At 70.5% G+C, this 15,357-nt stretch carries 16 protein-coding genes; 6 read left to right on the top strand and 10 right to left on the bottom strand.

Annotated elements, in window-relative coordinates:
- Positions 1-78 precede the first annotated feature (78 nt).
- Positions 79-1,437 (top strand): endonuclease/exonuclease/phosphatase family protein, encoded by a 1,359-nt coding sequence (locus ASE68_RS04485; protein WP_235480761.1) that lies wholly within the window; start codon positions 79-81, stop codon positions 1,435-1,437.
- Positions 1,438-1,847: 410 nt separating this feature from the next.
- On the opposite strand, the gene fosX is transcribed toward ASE68_RS04485, so the two are convergent.
- The 3 genes from fosX to ASE68_RS04470 are packed head-to-tail and all read right to left on the bottom strand — an operon-like array spanning position 1,848 to position 4,527.
- The gene (fosX, locus tag ASE68_RS04480; protein ID WP_162238246.1) at positions 1,848-2,267 is read right to left on the bottom strand and encodes a FosX/FosE/FosI family fosfomycin resistance hydrolase; all 420 of its coding nucleotides are present in this window, start codon (positions 2,265-2,267) and stop codon (positions 1,848-1,850) included.
- Between the two features lie 9 nt (positions 2,268-2,276).
- Complete coding sequence (locus tag ASE68_RS04475) at positions 2,277-2,906, bottom strand: glyoxalase (protein WP_235480760.1); 630 nt, start codon at positions 2,904-2,906, stop codon at positions 2,277-2,279.
- A 52-nt stretch (positions 2,907-2,958) separates the two neighbouring features.
- Entirely contained in the window at positions 2,959-4,527 is a 1,569-nt protein-coding gene (locus ASE68_RS04470; protein ID WP_055855527.1) for a carboxylesterase/lipase family protein, read from the bottom strand.
- A 215-nt stretch (positions 4,528-4,742) separates the two neighbouring features.
- On the opposite strand from ASE68_RS04470, the gene ASE68_RS04460 reads away from it, so the two are divergent.
- The 4 genes from ASE68_RS04460 to ASE68_RS04445 all read left to right on the top strand — a co-directional run bounded on the left by ASE68_RS04460 (position 4,743) and on the right by ASE68_RS04445 (position 6,822).
- Positions 4,743-4,961 (top strand): DUF2188 domain-containing protein, encoded by a 219-nt coding sequence (locus ASE68_RS04460; protein WP_055855522.1) that lies wholly within the window; start codon positions 4,743-4,745, stop codon positions 4,959-4,961.
- Positions 4,958-5,455: a DUF427 domain-containing protein gene (locus tag ASE68_RS04455; RefSeq protein ID WP_055860684.1), complete on the top strand. Its 498-nt coding sequence runs from the start codon at positions 4,958-4,960 to the stop codon at positions 5,453-5,455. Before ASE68_RS04460 ends, ASE68_RS04455 begins: the two co-directional genes overlap by 4 nt.
- Before the next feature lie 226 nt (positions 5,456-5,681).
- Positions 5,682-6,347 (top strand): bifunctional 2-polyprenyl-6-hydroxyphenol methylase/3-demethylubiquinol 3-O-methyltransferase UbiG, encoded by a 666-nt coding sequence (locus ASE68_RS04450; RefSeq protein WP_055855520.1) that lies wholly within the window; start codon positions 5,682-5,684, stop codon positions 6,345-6,347.
- A 79-nt stretch (positions 6,348-6,426) separates the two neighbouring features.
- A complete protein-coding gene (locus ASE68_RS04445; protein WP_055855518.1) occupies positions 6,427-6,822 on the top strand; it encodes a nuclear transport factor 2 family protein in 396 nt (131 codons plus the stop codon).
- A 29-nt stretch (positions 6,823-6,851) separates the two neighbouring features.
- Here the strand turns inward: ASE68_RS04445 and ASE68_RS04440 are convergent, their stop codons facing one another.
- On the bottom strand, positions 6,852-7,442 hold the full coding sequence (locus tag ASE68_RS04440; RefSeq protein ID WP_082461996.1) for a TetR/AcrR family transcriptional regulator: 591 nt from the start codon (positions 7,440-7,442) through the stop codon (positions 6,852-6,854).
- Between the two features lie 32 nt (positions 7,443-7,474).
- Here ASE68_RS04440 and ASE68_RS04435 point away from each other — a divergent pair, with 32 nt between their 5' ends.
- Positions 7,475-8,299: an alpha/beta fold hydrolase gene (locus ASE68_RS04435; RefSeq protein WP_055860682.1), complete on the top strand. Its 825-nt coding sequence runs from the start codon at positions 7,475-7,477 to the stop codon at positions 8,297-8,299.
- An 80-nt stretch (positions 8,300-8,379) separates the two neighbouring features.
- On the opposite strand, the gene ASE68_RS20120 is transcribed toward ASE68_RS04435, so the two are convergent.
- From ASE68_RS20120 to ASE68_RS04410, 6 genes are all read right to left on the bottom strand, one after another.
- On the bottom strand, positions 8,380-8,604 hold the full coding sequence (locus ASE68_RS20120) for a hypothetical protein (protein WP_157421543.1): 225 nt from the start codon (positions 8,602-8,604) through the stop codon (positions 8,380-8,382).
- Positions 8,605-8,736: 132 nt separating this feature from the next.
- The gene (locus ASE68_RS04430) at positions 8,737-9,825 is read right to left on the bottom strand and encodes a LacI family DNA-binding transcriptional regulator (RefSeq protein ID WP_082461992.1); all 1,089 of its coding nucleotides are present in this window, start codon (positions 9,823-9,825) and stop codon (positions 8,737-8,739) included.
- Positions 9,826-9,854: 29 nt separating this feature from the next.
- Positions 9,855-10,790: a carbohydrate ABC transporter permease gene (locus ASE68_RS04425; protein WP_082461991.1), complete on the bottom strand. Its 936-nt coding sequence runs from the start codon at positions 10,788-10,790 to the stop codon at positions 9,855-9,857.
- Complete coding sequence (locus ASE68_RS04420) at positions 10,790-11,728, bottom strand: carbohydrate ABC transporter permease (protein ID WP_235480759.1); 939 nt, start codon at positions 11,726-11,728, stop codon at positions 10,790-10,792. Before ASE68_RS04420 ends, ASE68_RS04425 begins: the two co-directional genes overlap by 1 nt.
- A 73-nt stretch (positions 11,729-11,801) precedes the next feature.
- A complete protein-coding gene (locus tag ASE68_RS04415; RefSeq protein ID WP_055855515.1) occupies positions 11,802-13,118 on the bottom strand; it encodes an ABC transporter substrate-binding protein in 1,317 nt (438 codons plus the stop codon).
- 22 nt (positions 13,119-13,140) lie between these two features.
- The gene (locus ASE68_RS04410) at positions 13,141-15,297 is read right to left on the bottom strand and encodes a glycoside hydrolase family 36 protein (protein ID WP_082461989.1); all 2,157 of its coding nucleotides are present in this window, start codon (positions 15,295-15,297) and stop codon (positions 13,141-13,143) included.
- Positions 15,298-15,357: the final 60 nt, after the last annotated feature.

Genomic DNA, 15,357 nt, shown 5'->3' with positions numbered 1-15,357 from the left:
CACCCCCGGATGGGGGTCAACGGTCGTAGCTTGGTGGTGTCATCCCGCCTCGAACACCTCCGATGAAGGAGCATGCGCATGATCAGACGTCGTCACACCCTCCCCCTCGCCGCCGCGACCCTCGGCACGGTCGCCGCCCTCACGCTCGGCGCGATGCCCGCGGCCGCGGCCCCGACGCCGGCGACCGCGCCGGCCCAGAACCCGGCGCAGGCCGACTCGAGCGGCGATCCGTCGGGCGGCCCGTCGGGCGACCGACACTCGAAGCTCGCCGACCTGCTGCGGCGCGGCTCGACCGAACTGCGGGTCGCCACCTACAACCTCTCGCTCAACCGCGCGACGGCGGGCGAACTCGAGGCCGACCTCTCGACCGGCGACGACGTGCAGGCGCAGACGGTCGCCGAGGTGATCCAGCGCGCGAACCCCGACATCGTGCTGCTCAACGAGTTCGACTACGTGCCCGACGGTCGCGCCGCCGACCTCTTCCGCGAGAACTACCTGCAGGTGTCGCAGGGCGGCGCCGACCCCGTCGAGTACCCGTACGCCTTCGTCGCACCGTCGAACACCGGCATCCCGAGCGGCTTCGACCTGAACAACGACGGCACCGTGGGCGGCGGCGACGACGCCTTCGGCTTCGGCCTGTTCGAGGGGCAGTACGGCATGGTCGTGCTCTCGAAGTTCCCGATCGTCGAGTCGAAGGTGCGCACGTTCCAGGACTTCCTCTGGAAGGACATGCCGGGTGCGCTCCTGCCCGACGACCCGGCCACGCCGGCCGCGAACGACTGGTACACCCCCGAGGAGCTCGAGGTCGTGCGGCTGTCGAGCAAGTCGCACTGGGACGTTCCCGTCAAGGTCGGCCGCTCGACCGTGCACGTGCTGGCGTCGCATCCGACTCCCCCGACGTTCGACGGCCCCGAAGACCGCAACGGCAAGCGCAACCACGACGAGATCCGCTTCTGGTCCGACTACGTCTCGCCCGGCAAGGGGCGGTACATCGTCGACGACCAGGGGCGCCGCGGCGGTCTCGCGATCACGCAGCCGTTCGTGATCCTCGGCGACCAGAACGCCGACCCGCTCGACGGCGATTCGGTCGATCAGGCGATCGACCAGCTGCTCGAGAACCGCCGCATCACCGACCCGCTGCCGACCTCTGACGGCGCCATCGAGGCATCCGCCCTGCAGGGAGGCGCGAACGCGACGCACGCCGGCGACCCGCGCTACGACACCGCCGACTTCGCCGACACCGCGCCCGGCAACCTGCGCGCCGACTACGTGCTGCCGTCGCGCGTGCTGCTGCAGGTGAAGGATGCCGGGGTGTTCTGGCCCGTGCAGTCCGACCCGCTGTCGCGGCTCACCGGCGTCTACCCGTTCCCGAGCAGCGACCACCGGCTCACGTGGGTCGACCTGCGCGTACCCGGCTGGACTGGTTGGATCAGCTGACCCTCCGCTTTCACCCGCGAAGGCCCGGCAGCCTCATGGGCACCGGGCCTTCGCCGTGGGCGCTCCTCCCCGTCGCCGCCCGGCGGAGGCCGCTGCTTCTACAAGGCACCGTGGGAGGCGTGCGTCTTCCAGGTCGACGCGGCCGCCAACGGCGGAGGCACGAGCTACGTCTCGGCCGATCGATGGAAGGCGCTCGGCTACCCGGCCGTCACCACGCTCGACCTACGTGCCGTCGCTGCGCGCGATCACGTACGCCGAGTGGACCGAACTCGGGTTCCCGACGCCGCAGGTCGTGTCGAAGCTCCCCTGACTGCGAAGCCCTCGACCCTGAAGCGAGCGGATGCCGCGGCCGGCCGTCAGCCGGCCGCGTTCCCTCGTGCGCAACTCACGCGCATGCCACCAGGGGGCCGTCACTCCGCGGCATAGGCCCTCAGCCGCTCGCGCAATGAACCCGAGTGCAGCTCGAAGAGGTGACCGTCGTCGTCGTGGAAGTAGATCGAGTCGCCTTCGCCGTCGACCCGTGACCTCGGCGGCCGGATGTCGAGGCCGAGCCCGGCGACGGTCGCTCGAAGCCGAGGCAGGTCGCCCGCTTCGACCTGGAACGCGACGTGGTTGTAGCTGCGCGGCAGTCCGCCATCGCCGACCATGATCGCGACCCAGGTCGCCGTCGGTCCGTCGCCGACGAGGAAGAACCGCTCCTGCGACAGTGAGAACGTGTCGCTCCCGCTGTCGTAGACGCGCACCGCACCGAGCACCGTGGTGAGGATGCGTTCCATGCGGTCGAGGTCGCGCACGATGAAGGTCACATGGCTGAGTCCGCTGCTGGTCACCGCGACAGGCTACGCCGCTGACTCCCACACGAACCCGTCGGGGTCGGTGAACGCGCCGCCGTCAGAGGAGATGCGGATGCGGTGCGAACCGGTGCCCTCGGCGTCGACGCCCGCCTGCTTCGCGAGCGCGCGGCGCTTGTAGAGGCCGAGGCCGACGGGGCTCTGCCCGGTCGAGAAGTCGACGTAGCTGCCGAAGCTCTTGCCGACCTCGAGTCCGCGCGCGGTGTAGAACTTCTTGCTCGCCGACACGTCGTCGGCGCCGAGCAGCAGCACGAGGTTCTCGAACTCCTTGGTCGCGGGCCCGGTGTCCTTCTTGTTCGACGTGGCGAGGTTCCAGATGGCGCCGTCGGGCGCCTGCACGACGCCGCCGAAGCCCCAGAGCGACTTTTCCATGGGCTTCAGCTGCGTCGCGCCGGCGGCGATGGCCGCGGAGAAGAGGGCCTGCACGTTCCCCGGCTGCGACACGACGAGCGAGAGGGTGAAGCCGCGGAATCCGCTCGTCGGGGCCTCCGATGCGACGGTGCGCACCTGCGGGCCGAGCTCGAACGCGTCGGCGTAGAACCGGGCGGCCGCATCGGGATCGGCGGCCTCAATGATGATCGAGTCGATGGTCGTGATGGTCTGGTCGATGGTGTTCATGGCTCAGAAACTACGCTCGCACGCGGCATCCGGCTTCTCGATTCCTGCTCGATCACCCGGCGAGCGCCGGCGAGAACGCGTCCCACGCCCGGCGGCGCTCGGTGCGCGGATCCTGCTCGATGCGGTCCGACGCGTCGATCACGAGTGTCGATCGCGTGCCCTCCTCGTAGCGGGGCCATGCCGCTCCCGGGTCGCCGTGCTCGACGAAATGCAGCCAGAGGCGCCGCATCCGCTCCCCGGCCGCGGCGTACTCCTCGTACCCGCCGAGCGACGTGAAGACGCGGGCGAGCGGCACGTCGGTGCGGTCGAACAGGGCGAACATCTCGACGCCGTGAGTCGCGTCGAGCCCGACGAGCTTCAGGAGCCGCGGGGCGAAGTCGAACCGGTACGACCAGACGGGCGCGTGCCGCGAGCCGGCATCGGCGATGCGGGTGCTCGGGTACCAGAAGCCGTAGTCGCCGCCGAAGTCCGCCGCCGCGCGCCGCGCCGGCAGGTCGGGGTACGCGTCGCGCATCGGCTGGCGCGCGTGCCCGGGAGCGCGCGCGAAGAGGTCGTCGATGCGGTCGGGCGTGCGGGGCAGGATGTCGACGCGACCACGGAAGATCGATCCCTCCCGGTCGTTGGTGCCGATGATGAGCGGCACCCGGTGCGCGCGACCCTCGCGGAAGGCGACGAACGGCCGCTCGGGCACGATGTCGCCGTCGACGACGGGAGCGAAGCAGAATGCGCCGGGGTAGATGTCGGGCGTCCGCACCTGCAGGGCGATGGATGCCGCGACGAGGTCGTCGGTCGCGGCATCCGCCAGCACTCGTTCGGGAGGGTCGGATGCCGCGCCGCGATCGGGAGCCGTCTCGCGGAGCAGCCCGTACAGGAGTGCGAGGTACTCCGACGCCCACCGCGCGGTGAGTTCGCGCGGGTAGACGGCGTCGGGAGGCGGGCTCTGCGCGATGGCGCCGGCGAAGAGCCCGCGCGCCGACGGCATCGTCATGAGGGTCGTGATGGCGTTGCCGCCGGCCGATTCGCCGAAGATCGTGACGCGCGAGGGGTCTCCGCCGAACGCGGCGATGTTCGCGCGCACCCAGCGGAGGAGCGCGACCTGATCGCGCAGTCCGAGGTTGGCCTCGAACGGACGGCGCTCGGTGCTGTACCGCCGAAAGTCGAGGTAGCCGAGGGCACCGAGCCGGTAGTTGAAGCTCACGTACACGACGCGTCCGCTGCGCACGAAGCCCTCGCCCTGGCCCGAGAAGTCGCGCGACGAGCCCGCGCTGTAGCCGCCGCCGTGCACGAACAGCATGACGGGCAGGGGCGGTGCGCCTGCCTCGCGCTCGGGGGCGACGACGTTCACGGTCAGGCAGTCCTCATCGACCTCCGCGAGCGCCGCCATGGGCCGCCCGAGCCGCACGCCGCGATGCTGCGGGGCCATCGCCCCGAATGCGGAGGCCGCGCGGATTCCGATCCACGCCCGCACGGGTCCGGGCGCCCGGAACCGCCGTGCGCCGGTCGGCGGGGCCGCGTACGGCATGCCGCGCCAGGCGAGCATCGAGCCCTCGCGGATGCCGCGGACGACGCCCCCGGTGACGCGGACCTCGAGTCCGTCGCCCGTTCGGACGCCTGCGGTCATCCCTGTACGCGGCTCACCACCCCATTCAATGCCCGTCGGCCGCCGGCCGCCAGTGCTTGCGCGGAACGGGGTGCTCCGCGAACGGACTGTCGCAGGTCTCGGATGGCAACCGGAAGATGAACATGACGTCAACCCGCTGACGCAGGTCCCGCATCGGCGTACCGTTGCGCGCAGCGCGACCGCCTGGCGCGCGACCGGACACGAGGAGGCGGCACATGGCCGAGGGTGACGTCGAGACGCATTCGAATCGCGGGCAGTGGGAGAACCGCGTCGAGGGGCGTCCGGAGGATTCGCAGAGCTTCGCCGAGCGCGACGAGGCGATCGAAGCCGGCCGCCTCTATGCCGAGGAGCACGGCACGGCGCATACCGTCGTCGACAGCGACCCGTCGGGCGTGATCACCGACGAGGACCCGCCGACGGGAGCGCAGGCCTGATGCATCCGACGCCGCTGCCGACCGCGCCGGGCCAGGAGTCCGTCTGGGACTACCCGCGCCCGCCACGCGTCGAGCCCATCGACGCACGGGTCACCGTCACGCTCGGAGGGACGACGATCGTGAGCACTCGCGACGTGCTGCGCGTGCTCGAGACGAGTCATCCGCCCGTGTACTACCTGCCGATCGAGGAGTTCGCGCCGGGCACCGTCGTGCCGGCGACCGGCTCATCGTTCTGCGAGTTCAAGGGCTCCGCGCGCTACTACGACCTGCTCTCGGGAGCCCGCACCGCCGAGCGGGCGGGCTGGGAGTACCCCTCGCCGTCGCCGGGCTACCTGGTGCTCACCGGCCGCATCGCGGTCTACGCCGGCCTGGTCGACGCGTGCACGGTCGACGGCGAGGTCGTCGAGCCGCAACCCGGCGGCTTCTACGGCGGCTGGATCACGTCGAACATCGTCGGCCCGTTCAAGGGCTCGCCCGGCACGTCGGGCTGGTAGGCGCCGCTTCAGTACGGCGGCGGTTGCTTCGGCCTGGTGCCGGATGGTTCCGTCACGATTTCCCCGCAACTTTGCAACTTTGCAACTTTGCAACTTTGCAACTTTGCAACCTCGTTTCGAAGCGGATGTCTCCCGCGGCCGGAGCGAGCGCGGCACAGGTCGCGATCGTGTTGCCGAACCGGCAAGCGAAGGTGCCGTCGTCGCGCCAGACCCGTAGCCTCGAGGCATGACGGCATCGGCACACCAGCGCGCATCGGCGCACCGGCACGACGACGCGGGTTCGATGTTCGAGGCGCCGGGCTGGGAGGAACGGTATTCCGGCGATCAGACCGTCTGGAGCGGAAACCCGAACGCGCAGCTCGTCGCCGAGGCTTCGAAGCTCGAGCCGGGCACGGCGCTCGATGTCGGCTGCGGCGAGGGCGGCGATGTGATCTGGCTGGCTCGTGAGGGCTGGACCGTCACCGGCGCCGACTTCTCGGCCAACGGCCTCGCCCGAGCCGCCCGCCACGCGGAGGAGGCCGGGGTCGCCGATCAGACCTCCTGGTGGCAGGTCGACGCGCGAACGTTCACCGCTGACGGACGATCGTACGATCTCGTCACCACGCACTTCCTGCACCCGCCGGACGCGGGCATGGTCGACGTGACACGCCGGCTCGCCGAGGCCGTCGCCCCCGGCGGACACCTGCTCGTCGTCGGCCACGCTCCGTCGGAGCTCCACCGCCACCTGAGCGAGAGCCACCGCTCGGCGATGTTCCTCGCCGCAGACCTGCTGCCAGGCCTGCCCGACGACTTCGAGGCGGTCGTGGTCGAGCAGCGTCCGAGGACGATGGCTCGCGACGGCGAGACGATGCACGTGCACGACTCGACCCTGCTCGCGCGCCGCCGCCCCTGACCGGGCGGCGAACGGCATGCGCGACGGCGCGACGGCCCGGTGATTGTGCCCGGCCGCCGACCGGAGGATCCTGAGATCCATGAACGACCGTGAAGAGTTCCTGGTCTGGGTGCAGAGCGAGTTCGTGCGGGCCGAGCGGGCCATGTTCGACGGCGACGACGGCCCACGTCGCACCATCTGGTCGGCCGAGGAGCCGATCAGCGTGCTGGGCGCCTGGCGCAACGCCACGAATCGCGCTGAACTGGTCGAGGCGTTCGAGACGCTCGCGGCGACCTTTTCGAACTGCACCGACTACGCGTTCGACCTGATCGCCTTCGACCTGATCGGCGACATGGCGTACACGGTCGGCTACGAGCGCGTCTCGGCGTCGATCAACGGCGAGCCCCGCACCTTCACGTTGCGCGCGACGCAGGTGTACCGCCACGAGGCCGACGGCTGGCGCGTGGTGCACCGGCACGCCGACACGGTCGGCTAGGTGCTGGCGCCCGGCCGCTCGTTGAGCGCTCAGGCGCCTCCCTCGGCCAGCAGCGGCGCCAGCAGCTCGAGAAGCGCGCGCTCCGTGTCGTTCACGTCGAGGCCGCCGTCGAAGCGCAGGATGCGCCAGGTCGTGGCATCGCAGATCGCGATGATCTGCGCCAGCCGACGGGTGCGGTCGGCGAGGCCGAGCGACGTCGGCAGGGCGAACGCCCGACGGCACCAGTCGACGTGGTAGGCCCGCCCGCGGGCGGCGAGTTCGGGCAGCCCCGGCACTTGCGGCGCCTCGGAATAGGTCTTGAGGATGAGCGCGCCGTAGCGCTCGTAGTGCTCGACCAGGGCTCGAACGGTCTCGTCGGGCGAGGATCCCCTCGCCGCCTCGCGGGCCGCGGCGATCCTGCCCAGCTCACGCTCGACGGTGGCGTTCATGAGCGCGGACTTGCTGCCGAAGCGACGGATCACCGTCTGGCCGGTCACGCCGGCGTCGTCGGCCACGTCTTCGAGCCGGATCTGCTCGTAGGGCGTCGTCACGAGCCGGGCGAGCATCGCGTCGATGACCCGCTGCCCGGTGAGCTCGGCAGCCTCGGCGCGTGCGGTCATCCGGTAGGGTCGACTATTCATGTTAGTTAAGCTAACATCAAAAAATGAACACGATGACAGAACACGCCGAGCGCATCCCGACTCGGCTCGGCGCACTGCATGCACGCATCATCGGGTCGGGGCGCACGACGATCCTCTGGTCGTCGATGTTCGTCGACAGCCACACGTGGGACGACCTCGTGCCGCTGCTCGCGGACGCCGATGACGAACGCCGCCGCTTCGTTTTGATCGACCCGCCGGGGCTGGGCTCCAGCGAGCCGCTCGGGCGCCGCAGCACGATCGCCGAGGCAGCGGATGCCGCGCGCGACGCACTCGACGCACTCGACACCCGGGGTCCGGTCGACTGGGTGGGCAACGCCTTCGGCGGGCACGTCGGACTGGACCTCGCGACCGATCCCGCTCGCCTGCGCAGCCTGATCGCGATCAGTTCCCCGACCGAGGCGATCGCGCCCGACCTCCGACGCAAGATCCAGCTCCTCAAACCGCTGCTGGAACTGGCCGGCCCCGTCGGCCCCGTGCGCGCCGCCATCGTCGAGGCGATGCTCACGGAACGATCGGCCGCCACGCCTCACCTGCGTCGAGTCGTGCTCGACAGCCTGCAGCGCCCGTCACGCAAGAGCATGAGCCTCGCGCTGCGCTCGTTCATCCTCGACCGAATCGACGTGACCGACCGGCTCCCCGACATCCGCGTGCCGAGCCTCTTCGTCGCCTCCGGCGACCGCGGCGACTGGAGCCCCGCCGACGCCGAGCGGGCCGCGTCCCTCACGCCGCACGCACAGGTGCTGACGATCGAGGGGGCGCGCACGCTGGTTCCCCTCGAGCAGCCTGAGGCGCTCGCCACGGCGATCAGCGACTTCTGGCGGGGGCTCGCGGACTGAGCGCCGCGCCGCCGACCCGCGCTCTCCGGCGGGTCGCCGGTTCGCCGGCCCTCCGGTCACCGTGCAGAGCCGCGCTCGCGTCAGGCGGCGTGCCGTCCGCGCCCGGCGCGAGCCGTCAGCGGGCGCAACGAGACCGCACGGCGGCGGTGCCCCGTCGCGTGACCCGAACCGAGCGGCAGGTCTGCGGATGCCGCGGCGAGCCCGGCAGACCCCAGACGCTGGTGATCCGCGACCCGCCCGCACACGCACGGCAGCGCGGTGCGCTCGCCGAGTGATCCGGTCACGTATTCCAGGTGGGCCGTCATCGCGCGGATCCTCTCTCAGTCACGGGCGGTGGCATTCGCCTCTCACCCATAGAGATGCAGAATGCCCCGGATCATGACGCGCGACATCCGGATCAGCACTGATCTTCACCCTGAACCGGGAGACGATGCCACTCAGGCCCCTCGCGCCTCGCGATCTGCCGTGTCTGCCGCGCCTTCCGCATCGGCCTCAGCGGCCGACGTCGGCCCGGCGCGGAGGCGATCGACGTTCGGACGGGCCGTGCTCTCGCGGAGGATGAGCCGCGGCCGCTCCGAGGAGTAGAGCCGATCGCTCGAGTCGTCGATGACGTGCAGCAGCAGCTGGAACCCCCGGCGGCCGAGCCCTGCGAAGTCCTGCTCTGCGGTGGTGAGCGGCGGCGACCACATCTCGGCCAGCGGGTGGTCGTCGAAGCCCGCGACCGAGACGTCGTCGGGCACCTTGAGTCCGGCGTCGGCGAGGCCGCGCATCACGCCCATCGCGATCTCGTCGTTGCCGCAGAACACGGCGGTCACCGTCGGATCTTCAGCGAGGCGCCGGCCGATCTCCATGCCCGTGCGCGGCTCCCAGCCGGCATCGTGCGTCTCGGGGATCGGGGCGCCCGCCTTGCGGAGCGCGCGACGCCATCCGGTGGTTCGGCCGTCCTCACGCCGCGACGGGGGCACGCGCACGTGGTGCACGGTGCGGTGCCCGAGGCCGAGCAGGTACGCCGTGAGCTCCTCGGCCGCACGGGCCTCGTCGAGCACCGCCTGGGGCACGCCGACGTCGCGCACCCCAGAGAGGGCGACGACCGGGATGTCCGACGGCAGGCGCTTCAGCGCCGCAACGCCGGGCGGGTCGAACTTCAGCACCACGACGCCCGCGATGGACTGCGTCATCGTGGCCGAGATCGCCCGGTCGACCTCTTCGTCTTCTGCGGTCTCGACGACGGTGATCATGACCGTGTACCCGGATGCCCTGGCCGCGACCTCGACGCCGCGGATCGTCTCGGCGTAGCCGTACCTCGACGTGTCTCCGGCGATGACCGCGATGACCTGCGAGCGTCGCGAGGCGAGCGTGCGGGCGGCGGCGCTCGGCCGGAAGTTGAGTTCGGCGATGGCCGCCTCGACGCGCTCGACCTTGGCCGGGCTGACGCGCGCGGCCCCCGTGAGCACCCGCGAGACCGTGGGAACGGACACACCAGCGCGCGCCGCGACATCCGCGATCGTGGCGTTCTTGGCGCTCATGCGTGTCCTGTTCACTCGTTGGCCCGACTTCACTTCACGGCACCGCTCGTGATGCCGGAGATGATCTTGCGCTGCGCGACCATGAACGTGATCAGCAGCGGCAGGCTCATCAGGATGATGTAGGCGAAGATCAGGTGCCAGTTCTGAAGATAGAGCCCCGAGCTGGCGACCTGATAGAGGTTGAGCGGCAGCGTGTCGAGCCTGCCCCCGACCACGAACAGGGCGTAGAAGACGTCGTTCCAGATGTAGAGGCAGATCAGGATCGTCGCCGTCGCGAGCACCGGCATCAGCAGGGGCAGGATGATCGTGATGAACACGCGCACGGGCGACGCCCCGTCGACGCGCGCCGCCTCCTCGAGCTCGGGCGGGATGGTGCGCACGAAGCCGGTGACGAAGAAGATCACGGTCGACAGGTACATGCCCATGTACACGCAGATCATGCCGATGGGGGTGCCGGCGAGTCCGAGCTGGCGCAGCAGCAGCACGATCGTGACGACGGCCGGCGGCAGCACGATGCCGCTGATCGCGAGCGCGTAGACGATCGCGAGCGCACGGCTCGAGCGTCGGGCGAGCACCCAGGCCGCCATCGCGCCGAGCACGAGCACGCCGAGCACCGACGGCACCATGACGAGCAGGCTGCCGAAGAAGGCGGGCAGCATCTTGCCGTCGGTGAAGACCGTCGCGAAGTTCTCGAAGAGGCGCCACTCGGTGGGCAGGCTGAGGTTCGGGTTCAGCGCCTCGGCCTGGTCCTTCGACGCCGTGACGATGACGAGCCAGAACGGGATGCCGAGCAGCAGCACGGCCGTGAGCACCGCGGCGATCGGTTGCACCACGCGGGCGAGATGATGACGGGTGCGACCCGCCGGCCGGTCGGCGTCGGCCGTGCGGCCTGAGCCTGCACGGGCGCCGGAGCGCCCGCCGCCTCGGGTGACGATCGCGCGGGTCGAATCGGTGGTGAGGGTCATCAGAGGACGTCCTCTCGCTTGCGAAGGGTGCGGATGACGGGGAACGCGAGGATCGCGACCAGCAGGAACAGCACGAGGCTCATCGTGGTCGCCTGCGCGAACAGGCCCTGTCCGAACGTCCTGAAGATGAAGATGTTGAGCAGTTCGGTCGTGCCGCCCGGCCCGCCGGCGGTGGTCGCCTGCACGATGTCGAAGCCGTTCATCGAGCCGAGCAGGGCCGTCGCGACGTTGAACGTGACGGCGGGAGCGAGCAGCGGGAACCGGATGCTCCGGAACGTCGTCCACCAGCTCGCGCCGTCGAGCCGCGCGGCCTCGAGGATGTCGCCGTCGATGGTCTTCAGGCCGGCGAGGTAGATGAGCATCGAGAGGCCCATCCACTTCCAGGCGTGCACGAGGGCGACCACGACGATCGTCCACGTCGTGCTGCCGAGCCACGCGATGTCGACCGGCTGGCCGATCACGGTGCCGATGATCGAGTTGACCGCGCCGTCGGGCTTCAGCATGGCCTGGAAGATGTAGCCGACGGCGAGCGCCGACATGATCACGGGAATGAAGAACGCGACGCGGAGGCCGCGGTTCAGCGGGGTGTCGCGTTCGAGCAGCAGCGCGAGCGCGAGGCCGAAGACGTTCTGGAAGACCGCGACGAGCACCGCGTAGACGAGGGTCACCCAGAGTGCGCCGAGCAGCTGCCCGCTCGAGAACAGCGAGACGAAGTTGTCCCAGCCGACGAACCCGATCTCCGACTTGAAGCTCGACCAGTCGGTGAAGGCGTAGACGAAGTTGAAGACGGTCGGGATGAAGAAGAACACCACCAGCACGACCAGGGCGGGAATGAGGAACCAGAGCGGGTGGTCCTGCTTGGCGCGCGGGCTCGCCGCGAACTCCCGGATGCCGCGGGCGCGCGCTGCGCCCTTCGAGAGCCCAAGAGTGGTGGTCATGGGTGTTGCCTTTCGAGGGAGGTGAACGGAGCGGTGGGGTGCCGATGCCGGCATCGGCACCCCTCGCTGCGGATCAGAAGCCCGATGCGCCGATCGCCTTGGCGAGCTCGGCGAACTGCTTCTGCGTCGCCTCGCCGACCTCTGCGGTGGTCATCGTGCCCTGGATCAGGTCGCCCAGGTTGAGGTACAGGTCGGGGTTCGCGATCGCGAGCGCCTGCATCGAGCCGACCGAGTCGGCGAGCGAGTCGCTGACGGCCAGGAGCGCCTGCGGCACCTCGGCCGAGGAGTCGACATCCGTCTGCAGCGACACCGTGGACTGTGCCTCGACGAAGTCGGCGTAGCCGTCGCCGAGCCAGTACGAGAGCAGCTGGCGGGCGCCGGCCTCGCGCTTCGCGTCACCGGTCTTGAAGGCGACGAGGGCGTTGGACTGGTCGGGGATGAACGTGCCCACGTTGCCGCTCGGGGAGATCGGGAAGAAGCCGATCTTCTCGTCGAGCTCCGCGGTGTCGGCGAGCGACTGCAGCTGGCCGAAGAACGAGTTCACCTGCACGGCCATGGCCGCGTCGCCGGAGAGCAGCGCGGGACCCTGGTCTTCGAAGGTCGCCGTCTTGAGGTTCTCGTTGAAGAGGCCCTCGGCGATGAGGTCGTCGTAGGTGTCGATCGCTCCCTGGATGGTCGGGTCGGTGAACGTCTCCTCGTTCGCGTTCACGCGCTCCCACAGGCCGTCCTTCGCGGCATCGGCGAGCTGCACCTGCACCCACCACTGGGTCGCCCACGGCGTACCGCCGCCGAAGTCGAAGAACGGGGTGACGCCCTTCGCCTTGAGGTCGCGGCCGGCCTGCACGAACTCGTCCCAGTTCGCGGGGACGTCAGTGATGCCGTTCGCCGCGAACACCTCCTTGTTGTAGTACACGCCCTCGACCGCGGGGGTCGTGATGAGGGCGGCGTAGCGGGTGTCGTCGAGGATGCCGGTGATGTCGCGCAGCTCGGGCTTGTACGAGTCGAGCCAGGGCGCGTCGTCGAGCGGCTGCAGGTTGGTCGACGCGTTCAGCGCGGTCAGCATCGACGCGGTCGGCTGCCAGAACGCGAGGTCGGGCGTGTCGCCGGTCGCGACCTTCGTCTGCACGCTCTGCTCGTACGGGTCGGGGATCGTGACGACGTCGACCTCGGCGCCCGTGAGCTCCTCGAAGCCCTCGACCACGCTCTCGGGAACGGTGTTCGAGTTCTGGGCGGCCCAGATCGTGAGGGTCGTGCCCGAGAGGTCGGCGTCCTGCGCCGGCCAGTCGGCGGGGGCGGCGTCGCCGCCTCCGGCGCCGGGGTCGGAACAACCGGCGAGGGTGAGTGCTGCGACGGCGGCGATGACGGCCGCGCCGCGGAACCTGTTCTTCATTGAATCGCTCCTTACTGTGTGATTATCCGATGCGCCCGGTGGGTCCGGTGACCGGCTGTGATGCAGTCCTCTGTGCCCGACTCGGGGTGTCGGTGGTGAGGCGAAGGGTGCGCGCGGCGAGTTCCCCGTCGTTCGCGCGCACGGTCAGGGTTCCCGTCGCGGCATCCCATGCGGTCTGCCAGGCGGGGAGGTCGGTCGGGAAGACGGCCTCGACGGTCACGTCTTCGCCCGCGAGGTGCGGGAACGACAGGTCGGTCGACGTCGAGCCGTCACGGCGCCAGATCGAGACGAGGTCGGCGCCGGCGCCGCGGAGCCCGAGGCTCACCCAGGCGTCGTTCCACCCCGGCATGCCGGAGGGCCAGTACGGGTGGCCGGCGAGCAGCTCGGGGCGCAGCGCCTTCGCCGCGGCGACCGCCTCGGCGACGAGTCCGCGCCCGCGGTCGTCCATGCGGTTGAGGTAGCCCGACACGTAGAAGCGTCCGAGCAGGCCCGTGACGAGGCAGAACGCGACCTCCTCGTCGGACATGCCGGGTTGCGGGTACGCCCAGCTCGCCGCCTGCTCCGGCAGCAGCGACATGGGCGCGGCCGCGGCGATCGGCGGGAACTTCGTGAAGTCCTGCTGGTCGGAGGTCGACTGCATCGCGAGGCGCGACAGCATGGCGAAGTCCATGCGCATGGCACCCGACGAGCAGCTCTCGATGACGAGTTCGGGATGCCGGTCGAGCATGCGGTCGAGCCAGGCGAGGTGCGCCCGGTTGTGCTCGAGCAGCCCGTCGCCGACGCTGTCGGCGTCGTGGTCGGTGCCGGCGCCCGGGTTGATGTTGTAGTCGAACTTGAAGAAGCCGACGCCGAAGTCCCGCACGAGGCGATCGACGACGCCGTCGAGGTGGGCGATGGCCGCCGGATGCCGCAGGTCGAGGTGGTAGCGGTGGTGCTCCACGATGCGCTGACCGTGTCGGAGCAGGAACGCCTCTCGGGGAAGTTCGTCGGCGATCGGGCTGCGCACGCCGATGACCTCGGGCTCGAGCCAGAGGCCGGGTGTCATGCCCGCATCGCGGATCGCGTCGATGACCTCGCCGAGCCCGCCGGGGAACCTCGTGGTCGACGGCAGCCACTCGCCGACGGTGTCCCACCAGTGCCCGCTGTCGTCGTACCATCCGGCGTCGATGCAGAAGATCTCGGCGCCGACCTCGGCGGCCGCGGCCACCAGCGGCAGCAGCTTCTCGGTGGTCGGATCGCCGTCGAGCGTGTTCATGTAGTCGTTGAACACGACCGGCATGGCGGTGTTGTCGGGGTGGCTGCGGCGCGCGGCGCGGCGGTAGTCGGTGAGCGCGGCGACCGCCTGCTCGAAGTCGGCGCCGACGGCGATCGCGACCGGCACGGTGGTGAAGGTGTCGCCGGGTGCGAGCACCTTGGTCCACGAGGAGTCGGTGTCGGTCGGGCCCGAGAGGCTGAAGTAGCCGCCATCGGTGTCCTCGCCGATCTCCCACCGCCAGGCGCCGTTGTGCTCGATCTGCCAGAGCAGTGCGAGGCGCTCGTCGCGCGATTCGGCACCGCCCACCGGCAGGTCGCGGCCCGTCGACCACGTGCCGTCGGAGGTGACCGCCCACGCGCCGCGCGGGTTGTGCCCGGTGAGGCCCTCGGCGAGCAGCGGGAAGTCGGGGCCCCGAAGCGCCTCGCGGGTCCAGCGGCCCTCGCCGAGCCAGTCGCTCGTGCCCGAGATGCGGTGCCAGCCGTCGAGCTTCTCGAGGCTGGAGCCGTCGCGGGCCGTGAACCCGGCCGACCACGAGGCGACCGAGCGCAGCACGACCGGCTCGGCGCCGACGGCCGTCACCGTCACCGTCGCACGCACCGCGTCGGGCGCGGCCGCGAACTGCTCGAACACCGAGACGGCCTCGACGCCGGGCCCGGCCTGGCGGATCGTGAGTCGGTTCGTGAGTCGGTCGGCGGTCGCCTCGTGGCCGACGTGGCGCAGCTGCGAGCCGAGCTCGGTGTGCGCGAGCCGATCGGATGCCGGGAGCCGGCCCTGCCCGACGGTGAGGATCTCGACCAGCGGCACGGCGTAGACCGGGTGGGGGCGACCGTCGCTCGTGATCTCGGTGATGCGCACCGGAGCATCGGCGCTCCACTCGAGGCGGAACGCGAGAGCGAGGCTCCCCCAGCTCAGCTGTTCGGTCACGACGCTCCTCGTCTTCGGGGATGATGCGGCCGATCGTCGGCCACCTTGATAACGGTTTCA

This window comes from Agromyces sp. Leaf222 (genome assembly GCF_001421565.1).
GTDB lineage: Bacteria > Actinomycetota > Actinomycetes > Actinomycetales > Microbacteriaceae > Agromyces.
Note: the sequence above shows the minus strand (reverse complement) of the source record. Positions and strands in the feature narration are given on the sequence as shown.

What these genes read in the sequence shown, in the direction of transcription:
- ASE68_RS04485 (WP_235480761.1), top strand. Translation starts at nt 79, where the DNA reads ATGATCAGACGTCGTCACACCCTCCCCCTCGCCGCCGCGACCCTCGGC.
- ASE68_RS04475 (WP_235480760.1), bottom strand. Translation starts at nt 2,906, where the DNA reads ATGAACACCATCGACCAGACCATCACGACCATCGACTCGATCATCATT.
- ASE68_RS04470 (WP_055855527.1), bottom strand. Translation starts at nt 4,527, where the DNA reads ATGACCGCAGGCGTCCGAACGGGCGACGGACTCGAGGTCCGCGTCACC.
- ASE68_RS04460 (WP_055855522.1), top strand. Translation starts at nt 4,743, where the DNA reads ATGGCCGAGGGTGACGTCGAGACGCATTCGAATCGCGGGCAGTGGGAG.
- ASE68_RS04450 (WP_055855520.1), top strand. Translation starts at nt 5,682, where the DNA reads ATGACGGCATCGGCACACCAGCGCGCATCGGCGCACCGGCACGACGAC.
- ASE68_RS04445 (WP_055855518.1), top strand. Translation starts at nt 6,427, where the DNA reads ATGAACGACCGTGAAGAGTTCCTGGTCTGGGTGCAGAGCGAGTTCGTG.
- ASE68_RS04440 (WP_082461996.1), bottom strand. Translation starts at nt 7,442, where the DNA reads ATGAATAGTCGACCCTACCGGATGACCGCACGCGCCGAGGCTGCCGAG.
- ASE68_RS04435 (WP_055860682.1), top strand. Translation starts at nt 7,475, where the DNA reads ATGACAGAACACGCCGAGCGCATCCCGACTCGGCTCGGCGCACTGCAT.
- ASE68_RS20120 (WP_157421543.1), bottom strand. Translation starts at nt 8,604, where the DNA reads ATGACGGCCCACCTGGAATACGTGACCGGATCACTCGGCGAGCGCACC.
- ASE68_RS04430 (WP_082461992.1), bottom strand. Translation starts at nt 9,825, where the DNA reads ATGAGCGCCAAGAACGCCACGATCGCGGATGTCGCGGCGCGCGCTGGT.
- ASE68_RS04425 (WP_082461991.1), bottom strand. Translation starts at nt 10,790, where the DNA reads ATGACCCTCACCACCGATTCGACCCGCGCGATCGTCACCCGAGGCGGC.
- ASE68_RS04420 (WP_235480759.1), bottom strand. Translation starts at nt 11,728, where the DNA reads ATGACCACCACTCTTGGGCTCTCGAAGGGCGCAGCGCGCGCCCGCGGC.
- ASE68_RS04415 (WP_055855515.1), bottom strand. Translation starts at nt 13,118, where the DNA reads ATGAAGAACAGGTTCCGCGGCGCGGCCGTCATCGCCGCCGTCGCAGCA.